The organism is Caballeronia concitans, from assembly GCF_001544615.1.
Classification (GTDB): Bacteria; Pseudomonadota; Gammaproteobacteria; order Burkholderiales; family Burkholderiaceae; genus Caballeronia; species Caballeronia concitans.
The window spans coordinates 90,831-109,622 of sequence record NZ_FCNV02000010.1 but is presented as its reverse complement, the minus strand read 5'-3'; the positions used below and the strand labels follow the sequence as shown (position 1 = coordinate 109,622).

The 18,792-nt window shown below is 64.8% G+C and carries 20 protein-coding genes; 13 read left to right on the top strand and 7 right to left on the bottom strand.

Annotation, left to right across the window (positions count from 1 at the left end):
- Positions 1–65 precede the first annotated feature (65 nt).
- Together AWB72_RS20860 and AWB72_RS20855 are read left to right on the top strand one after the other, a co-directional pair.
- Positions 66–1,037 carry a homoserine kinase gene (locus tag AWB72_RS20860; protein WP_040050373.1) on the top strand — a complete coding sequence of 324 codons (972 nt, stop codon included), beginning with the start codon at positions 66–68 and terminating at the stop codon, positions 1,035–1,037.
- Positions 1,038–1,052: 15 nt separating this feature from the next.
- A complete protein-coding gene (locus AWB72_RS20855; protein WP_040050279.1) occupies positions 1,053–1,874 on the top strand; it encodes a BPSS1780 family membrane protein in 822 nt (273 codons plus the stop codon).
- 95 nt (positions 1,875–1,969) lie between these two features.
- Here AWB72_RS20855 and AWB72_RS20850 read toward each other — a convergent pair whose 3' ends face one another.
- Positions 1,970–2,143, bottom strand: a complete 174-nt coding sequence (locus AWB72_RS20850; RefSeq protein WP_084592833.1) for a DUF3563 family protein — start codon at positions 2,141–2,143, stop codon at positions 1,970–1,972.
- A 135-nt stretch (positions 2,144–2,278) separates the two neighbouring features.
- Positions 2,279–3,247 (bottom strand): extracellular catalytic domain type 1 short-chain-length polyhydroxyalkanoate depolymerase, encoded by a 969-nt coding sequence (locus AWB72_RS20845; RefSeq protein ID WP_244285696.1) that lies wholly within the window; start codon positions 3,245–3,247, stop codon positions 2,279–2,281.
- Here AWB72_RS20845 and AWB72_RS29490 point away from each other — a divergent pair.
- Positions 3,198–3,515 (top strand): hypothetical protein, encoded by a 318-nt coding sequence (locus AWB72_RS29490; RefSeq protein ID WP_244285708.1) that lies wholly within the window; start codon positions 3,198–3,200, stop codon positions 3,513–3,515. The two genes, AWB72_RS20845 and AWB72_RS29490, sit on opposite strands and share 50 nt — an antisense overlap.
- Before the next feature lie 221 nt (positions 3,516–3,736).
- Positions 3,737–4,423, top strand: coding sequence for a phosphatase PAP2 family protein (locus AWB72_RS20840; protein ID WP_374728910.1), 687 nt, complete (start codon positions 3,737–3,739; stop codon positions 4,421–4,423).
- Between the two features lie 36 nt (positions 4,424–4,459).
- On the opposite strand, the gene AWB72_RS20835 is transcribed toward AWB72_RS20840, so the two are convergent.
- A complete protein-coding gene (locus AWB72_RS20835) occupies positions 4,460–5,284 on the bottom strand; it encodes a TOBE domain-containing protein (protein ID WP_040050276.1) in 825 nt (274 codons plus the stop codon).
- A gap of 189 nt (positions 5,285–5,473) precedes the next feature.
- Here AWB72_RS20835 and AWB72_RS20830 point away from each other — a divergent pair, with 189 nt between their 5' ends.
- A complete protein-coding gene (locus AWB72_RS20830) occupies positions 5,474–7,060 on the top strand; it encodes an inorganic phosphate transporter (RefSeq protein WP_040050275.1) in 1,587 nt (528 codons plus the stop codon).
- 265 nt (positions 7,061–7,325) lie between these two features.
- Positions 7,326–7,484: a DUF3309 family protein gene (locus AWB72_RS20825; RefSeq protein ID WP_040050372.1), complete on the top strand. Its 159-nt coding sequence runs from the start codon at positions 7,326–7,328 to the stop codon at positions 7,482–7,484.
- Between the two features lie 81 nt (positions 7,485–7,565).
- Here the strand turns inward: AWB72_RS20825 and AWB72_RS20820 are convergent, their stop codons facing one another.
- Together AWB72_RS20820 and AWB72_RS20815 are read right to left on the bottom strand one after the other, a co-directional pair.
- A complete protein-coding gene (locus AWB72_RS20820; protein ID WP_040050274.1) occupies positions 7,566–7,889 on the bottom strand; it encodes a hypothetical protein in 324 nt (107 codons plus the stop codon).
- A gap of 27 nt (positions 7,890–7,916) precedes the next feature.
- Entirely contained in the window at positions 7,917–8,147 is a 231-nt protein-coding gene (locus AWB72_RS20815) for a hypothetical protein (RefSeq protein WP_040050273.1), read from the bottom strand.
- Between AWB72_RS20815 and AWB72_RS20810 the strand changes: the two genes are divergently transcribed.
- The 4 genes from AWB72_RS20810 to AWB72_RS20795 all read left to right on the top strand — a co-directional run bounded on the left by AWB72_RS20810 (position 8,134) and on the right by AWB72_RS20795 (position 9,960).
- Complete coding sequence (locus AWB72_RS20810) at positions 8,134–8,334, top strand: hypothetical protein (RefSeq protein ID WP_040050272.1); 201 nt, start codon at positions 8,134–8,136, stop codon at positions 8,332–8,334. The genes AWB72_RS20815 and AWB72_RS20810 overlap by 14 nt on opposite strands.
- 102 nt (positions 8,335–8,436) lie before the next feature.
- Positions 8,437–8,709, top strand: a complete 273-nt coding sequence (locus AWB72_RS20805) for a DUF2866 domain-containing protein (protein ID WP_040050271.1) — start codon at positions 8,437–8,439, stop codon at positions 8,707–8,709.
- A gap of 91 nt (positions 8,710–8,800) precedes the next feature.
- A complete protein-coding gene (locus AWB72_RS20800) occupies positions 8,801–9,238 on the top strand; it encodes an MbcA/ParS/Xre antitoxin family protein (protein WP_040050270.1) in 438 nt (145 codons plus the stop codon).
- The gene (locus AWB72_RS20795) at positions 9,229–9,960 is read left to right on the top strand and encodes an RES family NAD+ phosphorylase (protein ID WP_040050371.1); all 732 of its coding nucleotides are present in this window, start codon (positions 9,229–9,231) and stop codon (positions 9,958–9,960) included. The genes AWB72_RS20800 and AWB72_RS20795 overlap by 10 nt, the downstream gene beginning before the upstream one ends.
- Before the next feature lie 4 nt (positions 9,961–9,964).
- On the opposite strand, the gene AWB72_RS20790 is transcribed toward AWB72_RS20795, so the two are convergent.
- Positions 9,965–11,245: a DNA topoisomerase IB gene (locus AWB72_RS20790; RefSeq protein ID WP_040050370.1), complete on the bottom strand. Its 1,281-nt coding sequence runs from the start codon at positions 11,243–11,245 to the stop codon at positions 9,965–9,967.
- A gap of 103 nt (positions 11,246–11,348) precedes the next feature.
- The gene (locus AWB72_RS20785; RefSeq protein WP_040050269.1) at positions 11,349–12,086 is read right to left on the bottom strand and encodes a metallophosphoesterase; all 738 of its coding nucleotides are present in this window, start codon (positions 12,084–12,086) and stop codon (positions 11,349–11,351) included.
- A 241-nt stretch (positions 12,087–12,327) separates the two neighbouring features.
- On the opposite strand from AWB72_RS20785, the gene AWB72_RS20780 reads away from it, so the two are divergent.
- The 3 genes from AWB72_RS20780 (at position 12,328) to AWB72_RS20770 (ending at position 18,781) form a co-directional block, all read left to right on the top strand.
- Complete coding sequence (locus tag AWB72_RS20780) at positions 12,328–12,981, top strand: DUF1345 domain-containing protein (RefSeq protein WP_040050268.1); 654 nt, start codon at positions 12,328–12,330, stop codon at positions 12,979–12,981.
- A 346-nt stretch (positions 12,982–13,327) separates the two neighbouring features.
- Complete coding sequence (gene glgA, locus AWB72_RS20775) at positions 13,328–15,013, top strand: glycogen synthase GlgA (protein WP_052449850.1); 1,686 nt, start codon at positions 13,328–13,330, stop codon at positions 15,011–15,013.
- Between the two features lie 369 nt (positions 15,014–15,382).
- On the top strand, positions 15,383–18,781 hold the full coding sequence (locus tag AWB72_RS20770; protein WP_040050267.1) for a maltotransferase domain-containing protein: 3,399 nt from the start codon (positions 15,383–15,385) through the stop codon (positions 18,779–18,781).
- Positions 18,782–18,792: the final 11 nt, after the last annotated feature.

Below are 18,792 nucleotides of genomic sequence, written 5' to 3'. Positions count from 1 at the left end.
CCGCTTGCAAAAGCGGGCTTCGTCATTCGGCCCGCATGGGCTCCCATCTGACCGACGTTTCCCGCATGGCCGTATTCACCCCCGTCACTGACGCCGAACTCGGCGACTGGCTGCAACATTACGATCTCGGCGATGTCGTCGAATTTCGCGGCATCCAGTCGGGCATCGAGAACAGCAACTTCTTTCTCACGACGACGCACGGCCAGTACGTGCTGACGATCTTCGAAAATCTCACGGCGACGCAGCTTCCGTTCTATCTGGATCTGATGCGGCATCTCGCGTCGCATCGCGTACCCGTGCCGGACCCGATGCCGCGCCGCGACGGCTCGCTCTTCGGCATGCTGAAGGGCAAGCCGGCGGCCATCGTCACGAAGCTCGAAGGCGCGCCGGAACTCGCGCCGGCGCCCGCGCACTGCGTCGAAGTCGGGCAGATGCTCGCGCGCATGCATCTCGCGGGACGCGGCTTCACGCGGCGCCAGCCGAATCTGCGCAGTCTCGCGTGGTGGCAGGAGAATGTCCCGGCCATCATCGACTTCCTGACTGATAGCCAGCGCGCGCTGATCGAAACGGAACTCGCGCATCAGGCGGCGTTCTTCGGTTCGGCCGATTACGCCGCGCTGCCGGAAGGCCCGTGCCATTGCGATTTGTTCCGCGACAACGTGCTGTTCGCGCACGGCCGCGAGCATGCGCGGCTCGGCGGCTTCTTCGATTTCTACTTCGCGGGCGTCGACAAGTGGCTCTTCGATGTCGCCGTGACGGTGAACGACTGGTGCATCGATCTTGAAACCGGCGCGCTCGATCCCGCTCGCGTCGACGCGATGCTGCGCGCGTATCAAACGGTGCGGCCGTTCACGCCGGCCGAAGACCGCCACTGGAACGACATGCTTCGCGCCGGCGCCATGCGCTTCTGGGTGTCGCGCCTGTACGACTTCCATCGTCCGCGCGAAGCAGAAATGCTTAAAGCGCACGATCCCGGCCATTTCGAACGCATTTTGCGCGAACGCGTCAACGCGGCTTCTTCGCCCGCCCAACGGTAACCTGGCCACCCATTCATGCGACTGATCGAAGTTCCCGCCAAGACCGGCTACGTGTGGTTCCGCCAGGGCATCTGGCTGTTTCGCCGCAACCCGTTTGCGTTCCTCACGGTGTTTTTCGCGTATCTCTTCGTGATGACGCTGATCTCTCGCGTGCCGCTCGTCGGCCCGTTGCTGCCGCTATTGTTCATTCCGGGCATCGCGGTCGGCTTCATGGCGGCGTGCCGCAACACCATCGCGGGCAAGCCGGTCTGGCCGACTATTCTCGTCGACGGCTTCCGCTCCTACGGCAGCGCGGTCGCACGCCGGCTGCTGGTGCTCGGCGCGCTGTATATCGTCGCGATGGGCGCGATCTTCGGCATTTCCGCTCTCGTCGATGGCGGCACGCTGCTCAACCTGATGATGGGCAACGGCCCTTCCGGCGACCCCGAGACGGTCGCGGCGAGTTTCAACCCGCTGGCCGTGCTCGTCGCGATGGCGTGTTATCTGCCCGTCGCGATGCTGTTCTGGTTCGCGCCGATCCTCGTCGCCTGGCACGAAGTCACGACGGCGAAGGCGCTGTTCTTCAGCCTCGTGTCGTGCTGGCGCAATCGCGGCGCGTTTGTCCTGTACGGCGTGCTGTGGATTGTGGTGGCGCTCGCGGTGTCGTTCGGACTGACCGCGCTGATGCAGGCGATCGGCGTGGGCCAGGAAATGGCGTTCGCCGTGCTGATGCCGGCTTCCATTCTCGTAACCACCGCGCTGTATTGCTCGTTTTACGCGACATATCGCGGCTGCTTCGGCGTGCAGTCGCCGGATACGCCGGATTTGCCCAACGCGTCGGATGCGTCGGGCGCGTGAAGCTGACGCGGCGGACCGATCGGACGCAGCAATGAAAAATGCCGGCCTCACGGGCCGGCATTTTCATATCCGCCTGAACCTACGCGGGTTACAGCTCAGTTCGACATCCACGACGGATGACGGGCCGCTGCGCGCTGATCCAGCTTCTTCATACGATATTCGAGATCGTAGATGTCGGTGGCTTCAGCGAGATATTCGTCGTCGCGTTCACGATCGCGCTGTTCAGCGGACTTGGTCAGGAAAAGGAAGAAGCGGGAAAGCAGGAACATGGTTGGCCTCGCTGGAATACTGGGGTAACTACCTATAAGCGTGATTATAGGGTAATCCCTGATCCGACGCCAGCCTTTTGCGCTAGAACTTTGATCCTAAAGACGTTTTTGCAACATCCGAAACAGTCGCCCGATTCACGCGACATGCGCGACGCGCGCCGCCTCGCTGGACCGGCGCTGGTGCTTGAAGAATTCCCACATCACGGCAGCCGAATCCGGTCCTTTCGATGAATGGAACGCCACGGTATCGTCGCCGCCGGCCCACGAGTGGCCCAGTCCGCGCACGATCGACGTCTTCACCACGCGCCGTCCGTTCTTGACATAGCCGCGCACGACGCCGTCGGGGACGGTTTCCTCTCGCACTTCGCCTGCGCGGCGGTCGCCGGCGGCGTCGATGAATCCGTTCAGCCGCAGGAATTGCTGCGTGAGTTGCTCCGCGTTCTGCGCGGTGACGACGGAATCCAGCTCGCCATGCACGATGATCGCGGGCATGCCCGGATAATCGCGAACGTCCACGGCTGCGTCGATGAGCGCGACCGGGTCGGTGCGGCTGCCGCGCCGCATGACGTCCATCGCGCCGATGGCCGACGTCGCTTCCCCGAACACGACGCCAGAGTGAAATCCGACCGCCGCGAAAAGCTGCGGATAGCGCACCGCGAGCAGCGCCGACAGCCCCGCTCCCGCCGACATCCCCGCGAGATACACGCGCTCAGCATCGAAATCATGCTCGGCGATGACCGCCTTGATGAGCGAGACGATCGCCGCCGCTTCGCCGCCGCCCGCGCCGGTCGAATCGTCGTACCAATGCCAGCAGCGATGCGGATGGTCATGCTTCGACTGCTCCGGATAAAGCACCGCGAAGCCGTACTTGTCGGCGAGCAGGTTCATCCGCGTGCCTTGCGCGAATTCGTCGGCGGTCTGCTTGCAGCCGTGCAGCATCACGACGAGCGGCATGCGCCCAAGCCCCGCTTTCGGCGGCATGTAAAGCGCGTAGGAAAGATGATTGACAAAGCGGCCAGCGGTCGGCGGCGCCGAATGATACGAACGATTCCACTTGCCCCGCGCCCACGCCGATGCGCGCGGCCGGACGCGCGACTCGCGCATCTCGGGGCGGACCGAAGGGCGTGGCGAAACAGCAGGTTTCGCGGACGCGCTAGGCTTCAGCTTCGATTTGACGGTTTTCGCGCGCACCGGCTTTGCCGCCGGGCGCGGCTTCGGGATGCGCGTCGGTTCCACTTGGCCAGCGACCAGGCGTCTCAAGCCGCGCAACCAGAGTTTGGTAAGGCTTTTCGACATTCGGCTGGTTTCTCCAAAACATTTGATCGGTTGTGCTCGCGACAATTTGTCCGTCGCGTTGTGCATTGCACAATAACACTTATCCGCCGGATTCGCTGCTTTTCAGCATGCTTACGATGCCGCTGAAGGATGGCGTTAGGCGTGCTTAGCGGCGTTTGAATGCAGATGGGAGAAGACAGAGACCGCCCGACGACGAAAGTTTCGTCCTCTTCCGACCCGGTATACTGTGGCGCTTCAACGCCCGCTTAACGGTTCGCCTGTCGCAGTGCAGCAACGTCCATACCAACAACCTCGATGATCGTCGATTTGCCCGTCTCCGTCTGGATGAGCATCACCGCGCTCGGCAGCACGGGCGTCATGCTGCCCGTCGCAATCGCTGCCGCCGCGTGGCTCGCGCTCGGCTATCGCTGGAAGTACACCGTCGAATGGATCGCACTGTTCGGCGCCGGGAGTTGCCTCGTCGCCCTGAGCAAGATCGCCTTCATCGGATGGGGAATCGGAATCCGGAATGTGGATTTCACCGGCTTCAGCGGGCACGCTTACATGGCGACGTCCGTCCTGCCGGTCGCGATGTTCGTCGCGTTGCTGCCGGCGCGCGGCGCGATTCGCGCCAGCGGCGTGTTGTTCGGCTTGCTGCTGGGCGTCGTGGTGGGCGGATCACGCGTCGTGGTGAACGCGCATTCGGTGTCGGAAGTCGTGAGCGGATGCGCGCTCGGCGCGGCGGTTTCGCTCGCGTTCGTATGCATCGCGTGGCGCGCGGAGGCGGGGAAGCTCTCGCCGACGCCCGTGGCGGCAAGTCTGGCCGCGGTCGTCGTGGCGCTGCACGGCGTGCCGGTGCCGACGCAGCACTGGATCACCGAGATCGCGCTCGGATTGTCCGGCCACCATTACCCGTATGTGCGGGCGCTCTGGAAGTCGAAGAGCCATCGCCGGCTGGAGCGTCGCACCGACGTGCAGGCTGTCAGCGCGACCGCGACGGCCTGACGCGGTCATCGCTCTATTCGTTGCAGTGGAGAGCGTTTAGTCGTTCACGCCGATGATCACGCTCGACGCTTTCACCACCGCCACCGCTTTCTGACCCGCCGCGAGCCCGAGCGTATCGGCGCTTTGATTCGTGATGATCGCGGTGACGGTCGTGGAATCGTCGAGCGAAAGCGTCACTTCCGCGTTGACCGCGCCGCGCGTCACGCTTGCAACCGTCCCGCGCAACTGATTGCGCGCCGACAGCTTCGCCGGCGAGTCTTCCATCAGCATGACCCACGACGCCTTGATGAGCGCGAACGCGTCGCTGCCTTCCGCGAGACCCAGCGCCTCGGTGCTCTCATGCGTGACGACCGCGACGATCGTCTGACCGCCCGGCAGGCCAAGCTCGATTTCGTCGTTGACCGCGCCGCGCGTGACCTTCGTGACTTTCCCTGCTAGCTGATTACGTGCACTCGTTTTCAATCCCAGTCTCCCGATGAGTCGCCAGTCGTCCTCGAAGCCTTCAATGGCTTCGCTTACCCTTCTCAGAAACTTGCGATGCTCGCGCTCGACCGCGCGGTACGTGTCGATGATCCGCAGCGCCGATGCCGTCAGCCGCGTCCCGCCGCCGCCCCGGCCGCCGGTCGCGCTCGTCACGAGCGGCTCGCCGGCCAGATTGTTCATCGTATCGACGGCGTCCCACGCCGCCTTGTAGCTGAGACCGACCGCCTTCGCTGCCGCCGTGATCGATCCGGTCTCGCGAATCGCGGCCAGAAGCGCGATGCGCGCCGCGCCGCCGAGCGTTTCGTCGCCGCTTTTCAGCCACACGGAGCCGTCGAGTCCGAGCGCGTCGCGTGGGTCGTTCGATATCGGCTTGGTCATCGTCGGCTGGGAAAGATCTTGAATGCGAACAGTTCAACGATTATATCGACGCGACGCGCGACGAAGACCAAGAGACACCTCGACGTGGCGATTCATACGAAATAACAAAGGCTTGCGAGTTCACGAAAGCGTCACGCGCGCGGGCAAACATGGGCTTTCCCGCAACGTTTCACGCCGTCAGGACGCGCCATGAATCAGATCGTCTTTCCCCAATCGCAAGGAGGCCGCACGCTCGGCCAGCGGCTCGCCTTTCTGGTGTTTCTGCTCGCGATCGGAGCGGGCGCAGTCTACTGCGTCATGCATCTGCTGGAAGACCTGGCGCCGGTGCGCGAATCGTCGGCGTTTCCTTATATTCTGCTCGGCGTCGCGCTGTTGATCGCGCTGGGATTCGAGTTCGTCAACGGTTTTCACGATACCGCCAACGCCGTCGCGACCGTCATCTACACGCACTCGCTGACGCCCAGTCTCGCGGTCGTCTGGTCCGGCGCGTGGAATTTCATCGGCGTGCTCATTTCCAGCGGCGCGGTGGCGTTCGGCATTCTGCAATTGCTGCCGGTCGAACTCATTATCGGCGTCGGCAGCTCGCAGGGCTTCGCGATGGTCTTCGCGCTGCTGATCGCGGCGATCATCTGGAATCTCGGCACATGGGCGCTCGGCTTGCCGTCGTCCAGTTCGCATACGCTGATCGGCTCGGTGATCGGCGTCGGCCTCATGAACCAGATGCTGCACGGAACCAACGGCACGTCGGGCGTGGACTGGAGCCAGGCTATGTCCGTCGGCAAGTCGCTGCTGTTTTCGCCGATCATCGGCTTCGTTCTCGCGGGCTTTCTGCTGTACGTGCTGAAGCTCGTCGTGCGCGTGCCGGCGCTTTATCAGGAGCCGAAGAAGAATACGCCGCCGCCGTTCTGGATTCGCGCCCTGCTTATCCTAACCTGCACCGGCGTTTCGTTCGCGCACGGCTCCAACGACGGCCAGAAAGGCATGGGCCTCATCATGCTGATCCTGATCGGCACCGTGCCGACGGCCTACGCGCTCAACAAGGCGGTGTCGGCCGGCGAAACGCAGACGTTCCTCGCGGTCAGCCACAGCGCGTCGGAGACGCTGCAGCGCTACGCCGGCAGCGCACCGGCGGCAAAAGACGCGCGTGCGACCGTCGAGCATTACGTTCAGACGAAGACGCTCGCCCCGGACACGGTCGCATCGCTGAAAGGCCTGGTCGATTCGATCGATTCGCAGATTCGCCCCAGCGAAACCATCGCCGCCGTGCCGCAAGGCAATGTGCGCAACGTGCGCAACGAGATGTACATCGCGTCCGAGGCGTTGCGGCTGATGGAGAAGCAGAAAGCGCCCGCCTTCTCTTCGATCGACGCCGCCGTGCTCGAGAACTACAAGCATCAGCTCGATCACGCGACGAAGTTCATCCCGACGTGGGTCAAGGTCGCGGTGGCCGTCGCACTCGGTTTGGGAACGATGGTCGGCTGGAAGCGCATCGTCGTGACGGTGGGCGAGCGCATCGGCAAGACGCATCTGACCTACGGGCAAGGCGCGTCGGCGGAAGTCGTGGCGATGCTGACCATCGGCGCCGCCGATGCCTACGGGCTGCCGGTCAGCACGACGCACGTGTTGTCGTCGGGCGTCGCGGGCACGATGGCCGCGAACGGCTCGGGCCTTCAATGGCGCACGGTGCGCAGCCTCGCGCTTGCGTGGATTCTGACGCTGCCGGTTTCCATCGCGCTCGCCGGATTGCTGTTCTGGCTCTTCCGCGGACTTTTCTGAAACCGGCGGCGATGAAATTCTTTCAAACCGCCCATCCAACTCTTTCCTTTTGACAATCGCCCGCGTCGGCGCGCGCGTCTTCCGATGGACGCCGCGCCTTGTGGCATCGGCACTTGCCGCCGATGGCACGGATGCTGCTCTTTGCTTCTCGTCGATCGCAACGCTGGACGGCCAGCGGCATCCCGCCGCTCGCTACGACGTGTGGCTTTATTGGGAGGCCACGTCGCGCCGGATGGTCGCGCGGTCTTTTATAAGGAGAAGTCAAATGACGATCGGAACCATCCTGTTGATCATCCTGATCTTGCTGTTGATCGGCGCCATTCCGTCCTGGCCGCATAGCCGTAGCTGGGGCTATGGACCGAGCGGGATCTTGGGCGTCGTGCTGATCGTGGTGATCGTCCTGTTGCTGATGGGCCGGATATAAGCGCTCGCGCCGCCCGCTCAAAAAGAAAGGGGCGCTCGATGGAGCGCCCCTTTCTCGTTAATGCCGCCTTCGTCGACTGAATCAGACGCGCATGACCTGCCCGTTCGGATCGATCTTGCGGGGAATGACGGGTTCCTTCTGTTTCGACGACGACGCTTTGCCTTCAGTCGGCGTGATGGGCGGAGCAATCGACTGACCGATCGCGGCCTTATCGGCGACCTGCTTCACCGCCGATGCGCTCTTGCGCTTCTTCTTCGCCACCGTTCGCGTCGATGCGCCGTGCGCCTTGTTCTTGCCCTTCACCACGTGAACTTCGGGCGGGTTCCAGACTTCCGTGTAGTGCGTCGCGGCCACGGCCGGTGACGAACCCAGCACGAAAGCCATCGTCAGGAATGCGAGCTTCAAGTCGTTTCGCTCCATCGATTTATGCCTCTAGTGACCTTGGCGCGCGCTGCGCGAGAGGATGGCGTCGAGCGAGCGCTCGGACGTTTCGAGTTCGCGCAGCGCCGCGTCGAGGCGCTGTTGCGAACGGGCCACCGAGCGCGCGCCATGCTCGAAATGCGGCTCGCCTCGCGTGGCGTCGAACGCGGCGTTGACCGCGCGCGTCGCACGCATGAAACGTTCGAGCGCAGCGGCTTCGAGCGAATCGTTGCGGGAAATCATCGGCAAGCTCCTTGTTGCAGACAAGCTGTACGAATATACAGTAAGCCGGCCTCTCGGCAAACAAACGGCGCGGCGCGTGGTGAAAATGCTGAAGCACCTCCTGACCGGCGTGCGCATCGGCATGTGCGCGAGGGGCGCGGCATTCGCCGCGCATCGGATAGTGCACAGCGGTTTAAGCGCGGCTTAATTCTGCGCAGCCACACTCCAGTCGCGATCAGACCCGGCCGCCGCGCATTATGACGCGGCGCCATCCATCCGGACTGCCGGGACGCCAACAGAGGAACGTGTCATGCCCGCCAACACCGCCGCGCGCCCATCGTTCGCCAATCTTGCGCGAGCCATGCGCAGCCACACCGCACTGAAGCTCAGCCGATGCCGCCTGTCCGCGCCCATCGAGCCGCCGTGGGGCCAGCCGTATCGGACAGTCGAATGGTCCCTGAAGAGCGATCCGCGCCTGCAGCGCTGCGTCGTCCCGGCGGATTGCTCGCCGTCCGATATCGCCGATGCATTGCAATCCCATGTTCCCGGCCGCCGCTACGGTCCGCACGACGACGAAGATTGAGCGTCCACCGAAACGCCCGCGATAAATTTAACTTGTATAAATCCATATATGGACTACCATGCGTTAAGAGTTCCTTTGGAGACTTAACGACATGCCTCATGCCGCACGCGCTCCCTCGGCGGCGTCCGGTCATCCGGCGCCGCGTCCCGCGCCGGATATCGGCGACTTGTCCGCTGCCGGTCTGCGCGCCTTCATCAATATCGCCCGCGACTGGGCGCTGTCCGCCGACGAGCAAATCAAGCTGCTCGGCTCGCCCGGCCGCTCCACGTACTTCAAGTGGAAGAACGCGCCGGAATCCGCGCGCCTCACGCGCGACACGCTCGAGCGCCTCTCGCTGATTCTCGGCATCTACAAGGCGCTGCAGATTCTGCTGCCGGAGCCGCACGCCGCCGATACCTGGGTTCGCCGTCCCAACGCCGCGCCGCCTTTCGGCGGCCGGCCGGCGCTCGATCGCATGCTGGCGGGCAATATCAGCGATCTCGTCGCCGTGCGCCAGTATCTCGACGCGATGCGAGGCGGCTGGGCGTGACCGACAAGCATGCTGCACCGAACTGGCGGGACCGCTGGCCGCATGGCGAACTCGACTGGTCGCCCGCGTATCGCGTCATTCCCACGCGCTTTCCGGCGGTGAATCTGTTCGATCGCGTCGCGTCGCCGCAGGATTTCGACGCGCTCTACGCGCTCGAAGCGATGACCAACGACCGACTGCGCACCGAGATCGGCGAACTGGATCTCGTGCCGCACGACGAACGCTGCTTCGGTCCCGGCTGCGGGCCGATCATGGCGGCGTTCACGCATCTGAACCCGAGCGGCAGCCGCTTTTCAGACGGCAGTTACGGCGTCTTTTATTGCGCTCGCGAACGGCAGACGGCGATTGCCGAGACGCGCTACCACGCCGGCCTTTTCCTCGCCGCGACGAAAGAAGCACCGCTGCGTCAGCAGATGCGTCTTTACACGGTGATGGCGCGCGGAGAAGTCGTCGATTTACGCGGCGATCGCATCGCGCTGACCGGACTCGATCCGCGCATTCTCGCGCCGGACGACTACGCGCCCGGCAAGGCGCTGGGCCGCGCGATTCGGGCGGCGGGTGCGCCGGGCATCGCCTATCCGTCGGTGCGCGATCCGCAGGGCGAATGCCTCGCCGCCCTGCGCACGACGATGCTGCGCGACTGTCACCACGCCGCGTATCTCGAGTACAACTGGAACGGCGAGGCGATCGACTACGTGTTCGAGCTGAACCAGGTCGGATAAGCGGTCATCGGATCGCAACCGCCGTCGGCGTGCGCGTGCGCGAGAGCTTCTTCGACGCCGGACGCGCCGCCTTCGGCGCGGTCTTGCGCGCGACGGTCTCGATCGCCTGCGCCGCCGCGCCCTTGGCGCTGCCCTTCAGCGCGCCCGCGCGCGCCTTGCGGCTCGATTCGGCGAGCAGGCCGGTGAGCCGCGCATCGCTTGCGGCAGCGCCCTTGCGATTCTTGCGCGCCGCCTCGCGCGCCCGGCGCTTCGCATCCTTTTCGAGAAAAATGACGAGCGCGGCTTCGTCCGTCTTGAGCCCGTGACGCCGTGACGCCGGCAGCGCTTCGGCGAGTTCGCCCGCCTCGAACGCCTCGATCACGGCCGGATGCACATAGCACTTGCGGCAGACCGCCGGCGTATTGCGCAGCAGTTGCGACACTTCCTTGATCGTCCCGACGATATGCTTGCGCGCCTCCGTCACCGTCTCCCACTGGAGCTTTCTCAGCGCCGCGAGCGCGAACACGCTGCCCGCCCACGTCCGATAATCCTTCGCCGTGAACTCCGCGCCGGTGATCTCGCGCAGATAGTCGTTGATATCGGACGAACTGACGGCGTGACGCGTACCGTCCGCGTCGAGATACTGGAAGAGGTCCTGGCCCGGCAGATCCATGCAGCGCTTCACGATTCGGGCGATGCGCGCATCGCTCACGGCGACGTCGTGCTCGATTCCGCTCTTGCCGCGAAACTTGAAGCGCAGCGTTCCCGCCGATACCTTCAGATGGCGCTTGCGCAGCGTCGTGAGTCCATACGAGCGATTCTCCCGCGCATATTCCTCGCTGCCGACGCGAATGAGCGTCGTATCGAGCAGACGCACGACGGTGGCGAGCACCTTGTCGCGCGGCATGCCGTCGAGCGCGAGATCGCGCGTAACGCGGGCGCGCAGCTTCGGCAGCACCGCGCCGAACGCGAGCATGCGCTCGTACTTGGTAGCGTCGCGGGTTTCGCGCCATTGCGGGTGATAGCGATACTGCTTGCGCCCGCGCGCGTCGCGGCCCGTCGCCTGGAGATGGCCGCGCGAGTCCGGGCAGATCCAGACATCGACATAAGCGGGCGGGATGGCGAGCGCGTTGATGCGCCGGATTTCGGCTTCATCCTCGATGCGCTTGCCTTGCGTGTTGAAGTAGACGAACGCGCCGTCGATCCATTCGCGCGTATAACCGCGGCGCGAGTCGTCGACGTATCGCAGGCCGGGCGGAAGGTCCTCGGGGCAGGCCGAAGCGTTATCGCTCGGCGCGCCGTTGATTCCGCTCGTCTCTTTAGCCCCGTTGCTTCCGTTGGTCGCCACTGCGTGCCTCGCCTTTGTACATTCGATTCATGGCGAGGGTTGGAGCAACGGCCATGCCGCCCTACGGCAACGCCAGTTCGCGCGCGCCTTCGGATGTTGCCCATCGCTCCTTCACGGACCATCGTTCGTCGGTGCCGGCTTCGACGATCGTGAGCCGCCCTTCCGCCGCGAACGCGCCCGTATCGATGAAAATCTGCGAGCCGATCTGACGCACCGCGCGCATCGGCGTGTGGCCGCAATACGTCGGTGAGAGGCCGCGCTGAAGCGCAGGGTCCGCGTTGCCGAGCGCCAAGCCGCGGCCCCATAGCATCTGGCTGCGCGTTTCGTCGGTGAACTCGGCGGCGTCGAGATCGGCGTCGCTGCCGAAGAACTCCGCGTGCAGCACGTTGAAGCGACGCGCGCCCTCGCCGACGATCCGCACGAGCGGCAGGCGCGCGAGCCGCGTGGCGAGCATGCGAAGGTGGTCGTCGGCGAGCGTTTCGGCCCACGCGCCGCCGATCGCGTACCACGCCTGACGACGCATGCTGCCCGTCGCCACCGCGATCAGCGAGTCTTCGTGATTGCCGAGCACCGGATAGAACCACGGCTTGTCGATGAGTTCGATCGCCGCGAGCGAATCCGTGCCGCGATCGATCAGGTCGCCAACCGAGAACAGCCGATCGCGCGAGCCATCGAAGCCGATCTCGCGCAACAGATAGCGCAGCGCATCGACGCAGCCGTGCAAATCGCCGACGACGAAATCGCGGCCGACGTCATTGGCGGGATGCCTGCAAACGACAGGATAGGTAGGATCATTCATGCGTCGATCTTAGCGCCGGCACAACGCCCGGTGTGCGTGCTGGGTCGCTTTTCGCTGCGTTTTCGGTGGCAAATGCGACGGGCGTTTCGGAATGGTCTTCAGTCGGGATTGTCGCCTGAAAGCGGACGCAATGGCCATGTCCGCGCCATCTTCCTCGTCTCCTTTCCTCGGCTCGCCTGCTCATGTTGCTGTAAGGCGCGTCAGTGATAATCGCTGACTTCCATCGCTTTCTCTCGCGACGATGAACTTCCTCCCGCCCGTCTTGCGCACGCGTCCGCGCGCGTTGATCGCCCTGCTGGTCGGCTTTGTGGTCACCGCGCTGATTCCGGGGCACGTCCGGGCGACCGTGCGCGCGCTGATCGGCTGGGACTCGGCCGTGTGGCTCTATCTCGCGCTCATCTGGCTGCAGATGACCACCGCGCATCAGCGCAACGTGCAGGCGCTTGCCGAGCGCGAGGACGAAAACGCCGCCGCCGTGCTGATGATCGTCAGTCTCGCGGCCATCGCGAGTCTGGTGGCGATCGTCGTCGAATTGTCGGCGGCGAAGAGTCTCGGCGCGCACGCGTTGGTGAATTACGCGCTGACCGGCGCGACCATGCTCGGCGGCTGGTTCCTCATCCCGACGATGTTCACGCTCCACTACGCGCGGCACTACTACCGCTCGCCCCCGAACGATACCGCGCTCAAATTCCCCGACCGTCACCTGAAACCCGACTATTGGGATTTCCTGTACTTCTCGTTCACCATCGCGGTTGCTTCGCAGACTTCGGATGTCGTGCTGTGCTCGACGAGCGCGCGCCGCACGGCGCTCGCGCAATCGGTGCTGTCGTTCTTCTTCAATCTCGCGGTGCTCGGTTTGTCGGTCAACATCGCGGCCAGCATGGTCGGCGGCTGACGCCGGACGCCCCTCTTCGTCCCGTCGCGAGCAGGCGCGCAACGCGCCTGTCACATCGCGCCCATACGCTCGTCTTCATCTCTAAAGCGCCCGTGTAAAAACGCGGCGCGCGCCGCTGTCACTTTTACACGCAGCACGAGCGTGCGCTCAAAAAGCGTTGCGGGATGCGCGGCAGCGGACCCTCTTCGAACATAAGTCCGAAATGATCGTGCGTCCCCGCACATACGCGCGGGGGTCGTGGCATGCACATTGCTGCACTGCGCCAGCCATTTCTAAGAACCTAACTAGCACCAGGAATGCGCGGCCCGGCTGCTCCTCGTTTCGCCGATACGACGACAACGAGCGCATGGCCATCGCCCCGCGTCTGCCCGCACAGGAGTCCATTTTGCCTTTGAACGTTCTGCTGGTCGCCTCCGAGGCCGTCCCGCTCGCCAAGACCGGCGGCCTCGGCGACATGGTCAGCGCATACGCCGCCGCGCTGCGCGGCGCCGGCGTCGATGCCACCATCCTCCTGCCCGCTTATCCGGCCGCGATCGCCATGGCGGAGGACGTCAGCAAGGTTTGCACCTTGCGCGGCCTGCCCGGCGGCGATGCCGCGCTCCTGCGGGCACGCATGCCCGATACCGGCGTGCCGGTTCTTTTGCTGCGCTGCGATGCACTCTATGCGCGCACCGGGCTCTATCAGGATGCACAGGGCCGCGACTATCCCGACAACGCGGTGCGTTTCGCGACGCTGTCGGCGGCTGCGGTGCGTATCGCGCAGGGCGTGCGTGGCGTCAAGAAGCCGGACATCGTTCACGCGCACGACTGGCACAGCGGCCTCACGCCGCTCTTGATGAAGCACGCGGGCGTGCAGGCAAAGAGCGTCTTCACGATTCACAACCTCGCGTTCCAGGGCAACTACGCGCTCTCGCTCGGGCCGTCGCTCGGCGTGCCGGAAAAGTGGCTCGTGCATGCGCTGAGCGATCCGAAGAGCATCGAGTTCTACGGCGCGCTGAGCCTGATGAAAGCGGGCATCGTGCATAGCGACCGCGTGACGACCGTCAGCGAGAACTACGCGCGCGAAATCCTCACGCCGCGCTTCGGGCATTTGATGGAAGGCGTGCTGCAAAGCTGCGCCGACAAGCTTTCGGGCGTGGTGAACGGCATCGACGAGGAAACGTGGAATCCCGCCGTCGATCCGCTCATCGAGCGCAATTATTCTTTCGACGACACGCGCGGCAAGCACGCCTGCAAGCGCACGCTGCAGCGCATGTTCGGCCTGCCGGTCGATCCGTTCGCGCCGCTGATGGCGATCGGCAGCCGCATGACCGGCCAGAAGCTCGCGGACGTGGTGCTCGAAGCGCTGCCGCGTCTGCTCGAAAAGCATCCGCGCTTGCAGCTCGCGGTGATCGGCCAGGGCGAGGCGTACATCGAGAAGGGCTTCAGAAAGCTCGCGCAGGAATGGCCCGACCGCGTGGGCGTGCATATCGGTTATAGCGAACGCCGCGCGCATGCGCTGCACGCGGGCGCGGATATCCTGCTGCACGGCAGCCGTTTCGAGCCGTGCGGCCTTACGCAGCTTTACGCGATGCGCTACGGCACGCTGCCCGTCGCATCGCGCGTGGGCGGGCTCGCCGATACCATCGTCGATGCCGCCGACGCCGATATCGCACCGCGCGAAGTCGTCTATGTCCGCGACGGCACGCACGACGCGCCCATCGCCTTGAAAGGCACGTCGCGCGCGCCGACCGGCTTTCTCTTCGACGGCGAAACGCCCGACGATGTCGTGACCGCGGCGAGCCGCGCGATCGACGCGTACATGCGTCCGCCCGTCTGGCGCGCCATGCAGCGCAACGCGATGTCGTGCGATTTCGGCTGGAGCGAGGCGGTCGCGAAGATGGTCGCACTCTACTCCGACCTGACCGGCCTGCGCCCGAGCCGCACCGCGCTGCGTCTGCGCCGTCTCACCGAACCCGCCGCCGCGCCGCAAGTGCTCGCCCCCCGCGCACGCGAAACCTCCGGCAAGCCGCTCGTCGCCAAGAGCGCATAAGCGCGCGTGATCGAAAAGCCGCGGCGGCCCACATCCGCCACGGCTTGCCGCATATTGCCGCATAGTATCGCTGTGACGATGCGCCGCTTCGGTTCGGGTGAAGGCGCGGCACGCAACGTGCTGTCAGCCGATGCAACGCCCGCTGGAACCCCTTTGGACCGTGGCGGCAGCCGTGCTCGATCCATTGCATCGCGAGACGCGACCCGGACTTGCATCGTCGACGGCGCTCGGCTTTCGCATGAGGTCCGCGAAGCGCGCGAAGCGCCACAACGTGCGGACCGGCCCTTCAGCCAGTTTGACCCGTGAGCGTGATCGCGATTTGTTGCCCGCATCCCCGCCACCGCAGGACGACTCTGGAAAAGACGAACGATGGAAAACCATCAAGCTCATCATGCGTACGCGCCCCGCATCTATTTCATCGATCCCCTTCTCGTCGGCCCTCTGGCCAACTGGCCCGCGCAGTTCGAGCACGCGGCCGCGCTGGGCTTCGACCACGTCCTGATCGGCTCGCCGTTCACGCCCGGCAGCAACGGGCATCGCGAAGCCGTCGCGGATCATCATCGGCTGCATCCTGTCTTCGAATCGAGCGCGAGCGCGGCGGACGATCTGCGCGCCCTCGCCGATGCAGCAAAAAAGCACGGCATCACGCTGCTCGTCGATATCGTGATCGATCGCGTGAGCGCCGAAGGCGGGCTCTTTCAGGACAACAAGCACTGGTTCAAGCCGTTCGAAAGCGCCGATGCGCGCCTCGATCCGCGCCGCCCGCCGAGTCAGCGCGACGTCGCGCACGCCAATTTCGCCGATGGCGAAGCCGCGCAGCAGCTCACCACGTGGTGGGCGCGCGAGCTGAGCGCGATCGCGGATGCGGGCATCGGCGGTTTTCGCTTCGGCTCGCCGCAGGCGGTGCCCGCGCACGTGTGGCGCAGGCTCGGCGCGGCCGTGCGCGAGAAGCATCCCGAGACGCGCTGGCTCGCGTGGACGGTAGGCGTATCGCGCCACGATCTGCACGGTCTTGCCGATGCCGGCTTCGACGCGGTCTTCGCTTCGACGCGCTGGTGGGATTTCAGGAGCGCATGGCTCGTCGATGAACACGCGGCGCTGTCGCGCATCGCGCCGCCGATCACGTTCCCCGAAGAGCCGTTCGGCACACGGTTGATCGCCGACCTGAGCGATACGAGCGACACCGCGCTCATCGAACGCGCGTACTGCCGCGCGCTCTTCACCGCCACCGCGATCGGCACCGGGCTGCTCGTGCCGATGGGTTTCGAATACGGCGTCGGCTTGCCGATGTCGCAGCAATACGGCGTCGCGGCCGAGTATCAGCGCGCGAAGAGCGAGGCGCGCATCGACCTTTGCGCGCAAGTCAAGCGCGCGAACGCGTTGCAGAGCGGGACCGCAACGCTTGGCAGCGTGGGCGAACTGCGCGCGCTGACGGGCGCAGGCACGCCGTACGCGGCGCTGATCCGCGCGGCGGGCGGCGATTTGCGGCATAGCGAATCGGCGGTGCTTATCGTCATCAATCCCGATCTGGTCGCGCCGGTGCAGGTCGATACGCGGCATCTGCTCGAAGGCGTGCCGGGCAACTACACGCGCTTCGCGCCCCTCGGCGATGCAAATGCGAAGGCCGAGCGCCTCGCGTCGCTCACGCTGAAGGCGGGCGAAGTGCGCCTGTTCCGCGCGGAAGCCGAGCCGTTCGTCCTGCTCGCGCAGCCGCAGGTCAAACGCGGCGCGAAGGCCGCCGACAAGAAGTCCGTGGCTGAAGCGATCGCCGCGCCGCGCGTGTCGATCGAAAGCGTGACGCCTTCTGTCGATAACGGGCGCTTCCCGGCGAAGCGCATCGTCGGCGAGGCGGTGGAGATTCAGGCCGCGATCTTCGCGGAAGGCCACGACAAGATCGCCGCCGCCGTGCAATGGCGCGCCGCCGACGAAACCGAATGGCACGAAACGCCGATGTCGCCCGTGCAGCCGCTCGGCCTCGACTTGTGGACCACGCGCATTCCGCTCGAACGCGTAGGCCGTCATGAATTCGTGGTGATGGCGTGGCGCGACGACTACGCGTCGCTCGCCGATCACATGCAGAAGAAGCTGAAGGCCGGGCAGACGGTGGAACTCGAAGTCGAGGAAGCGAAGCATCTGTTCGCGCTGATTCTCGCCGAAGTGAAGACGGTCGAAGATTCGGACAGCGCGCCGCTGGAAACCATCGTCAAGGAATTCACGAAGGCAGACGACGCGCGCAAGCTCGAACTCGTGCTCGCGCCCGCGACGGCGAAAGCGGTGGCGGCGGCGCGGCATCGACCGTTCCTGTCGCGCGATCCGGTGGTGTATCGCATCGATTCGGAACGCGCCGCCGCGCGCTTCGCAAGCTGGTACGAGATCTTCCCGCGTTCCATGAGCGACGACGAGAACCGTCACGGCACGTTCATCGACGTGATCGGCAAGATGCCGCGCATCCGCGAAATGGGCTTCGACGTGCTGTACTTCCCGCCGATCCATCCGATCGGCCTCGCCAATCGCAAGGGCAAGAACAACTCGCTGACCGCCGAGCCGGGCGATGTCGGCAGCCCGTACGCGATCGGCGCGAAGGAAGGCGGTCATACGGCGGTGCATCCGGAACTCGGCAATCTCGACGACTTCAAGCGCATGCTCGACGCCGCGCATGAACACGGTCTCGAGATCGCGCTCGATTTCGCGGTGCAATGCTCGCCGGATCATCCGTGGCTGAAGGAGCATCCGACGTGGTTTGCGTGGCGGCCCGACGGCACGCTGCGCTATGCGGAGAATCCGCCGAAGAAGTATCAGGACATCGTGAACCCGGACTTCTATGCGAAGGACGCGAAGCCCGATTTGTGGCTCGCGTTGCGCGACGTGTTTCTGCACTGGATCGCGGCGGGCGTGCGCATCTTCCGCGTCGATAACCCGCATACGAAGCCGTTTCCGTTCTGGGAATGGGTCATCGGCGATGTGCGTGCGCGCCATCCCGACGCGATGTTCCTCGCCGAAGCATTCACGCGTCCGCGCGTGATGAATCGCCTCGCGAAGCTCGGCTTCTCGCAGTCGTACACGTACTTCACGTGGCGCGAGACGAAGCGCGATTTCCTCGAGTACATGCACGACCTCACGCAGACCGACGCGAAGGACTACTTCCGGCCGAACTTCTTCGTCAACACGCCGGACATCAATCCGCGCTTTCTGCAAAGCTCGGGGCGTCCCGGCTTCGTGATTCGCGCGGCGCTCGCGGCGACCTTGTCGGGACTGTGGGGCGTGTATAGCGGCTTCGAGTTGTGCGAGGCCGCCGCGCTGCCGAACAGCGAGGAATATCTCGACTCGGAGAAGTATCAGCTGAAGGCGTGGGACTGGAACCGGCCGGGCAACATCGTCGGGGAAATCACGGCGCTCAACCGCATTCGCCGCGCAAATCCTGCATTGCAGACGCATCTCGGCGTGACCTTTCTGCCCGCGCATAACGATCACATCCTGTTCTTCGAGAAGGTGAACGCATCGGGCGACAACGTCGTGCTCGTCGCGATCAATCTCGATCCGTTCAACGAGCAAGGCGCGGATATCGAGCTGCCCTGGAAGACGCTCGAACGCTGGGGCGTGAGGGAATACGATGCGATCGCGGTCGAGGATCAGGTGACGGGCGACCGTTTCGAATGGCACGGACGCCGGCAGCATGTGCGGCTCAATCCGCATTCGCTGCCCTTCGCGATCTGGCGCATCTCGCCGACGTCGGGCCTGCCAAAGCCGCAAGCGGATGCGAACGCCTGAATGCGCGGCGA

What these genes read in the sequence shown, in the direction of transcription:
- AWB72_RS20860 (WP_040050373.1), top strand. Translation starts at nt 66, where the DNA reads ATGGCCGTATTCACCCCCGTCACTGACGCCGAACTCGGCGACTGGCTG.
- AWB72_RS20855 (WP_040050279.1), top strand. Translation starts at nt 1,053, where the DNA reads ATGCGACTGATCGAAGTTCCCGCCAAGACCGGCTACGTGTGGTTCCGC.
- AWB72_RS20850 (WP_084592833.1), bottom strand. Translation starts at nt 2,143, where the DNA reads ATGTTCCTGCTTTCCCGCTTCTTCCTTTTCCTGACCAAGTCCGCTGAA.
- AWB72_RS20845 (WP_244285696.1), bottom strand. Translation starts at nt 3,247, where the DNA reads ATGCGCGAGTCGCGCGTCCGGCCGCGCGCATCGGCGTGGGCGCGGGGC.
- AWB72_RS20835 (WP_040050276.1), bottom strand. Translation starts at nt 5,284, where the DNA reads ATGACCAAGCCGATATCGAACGACCCACGCGACGCGCTCGGACTCGAC.
- AWB72_RS20830 (WP_040050275.1), top strand. Translation starts at nt 5,474, where the DNA reads ATGAATCAGATCGTCTTTCCCCAATCGCAAGGAGGCCGCACGCTCGGC.
- AWB72_RS20825 (WP_040050372.1), top strand. Translation starts at nt 7,326, where the DNA reads ATGACGATCGGAACCATCCTGTTGATCATCCTGATCTTGCTGTTGATC.
- AWB72_RS20815 (WP_040050273.1), bottom strand. Translation starts at nt 8,147, where the DNA reads ATGATTTCCCGCAACGATTCGCTCGAAGCCGCTGCGCTCGAACGTTTC.
- AWB72_RS20805 (WP_040050271.1), top strand. Translation starts at nt 8,437, where the DNA reads ATGCCCGCCAACACCGCCGCGCGCCCATCGTTCGCCAATCTTGCGCGA.
- AWB72_RS20800 (WP_040050270.1), top strand. Translation starts at nt 8,801, where the DNA reads ATGCCTCATGCCGCACGCGCTCCCTCGGCGGCGTCCGGTCATCCGGCG.
- AWB72_RS20785 (WP_040050269.1), bottom strand. Translation starts at nt 12,086, where the DNA reads ATGAATGATCCTACCTATCCTGTCGTTTGCAGGCATCCCGCCAATGAC.
- AWB72_RS20780 (WP_040050268.1), top strand. Translation starts at nt 12,328, where the DNA reads ATGAACTTCCTCCCGCCCGTCTTGCGCACGCGTCCGCGCGCGTTGATC.
- glgA (WP_052449850.1), top strand. Translation starts at nt 13,328, where the DNA reads ATGGCCATCGCCCCGCGTCTGCCCGCACAGGAGTCCATTTTGCCTTTG.
- AWB72_RS20770 (WP_040050267.1), top strand. Translation starts at nt 15,383, where the DNA reads ATGGAAAACCATCAAGCTCATCATGCGTACGCGCCCCGCATCTATTTC.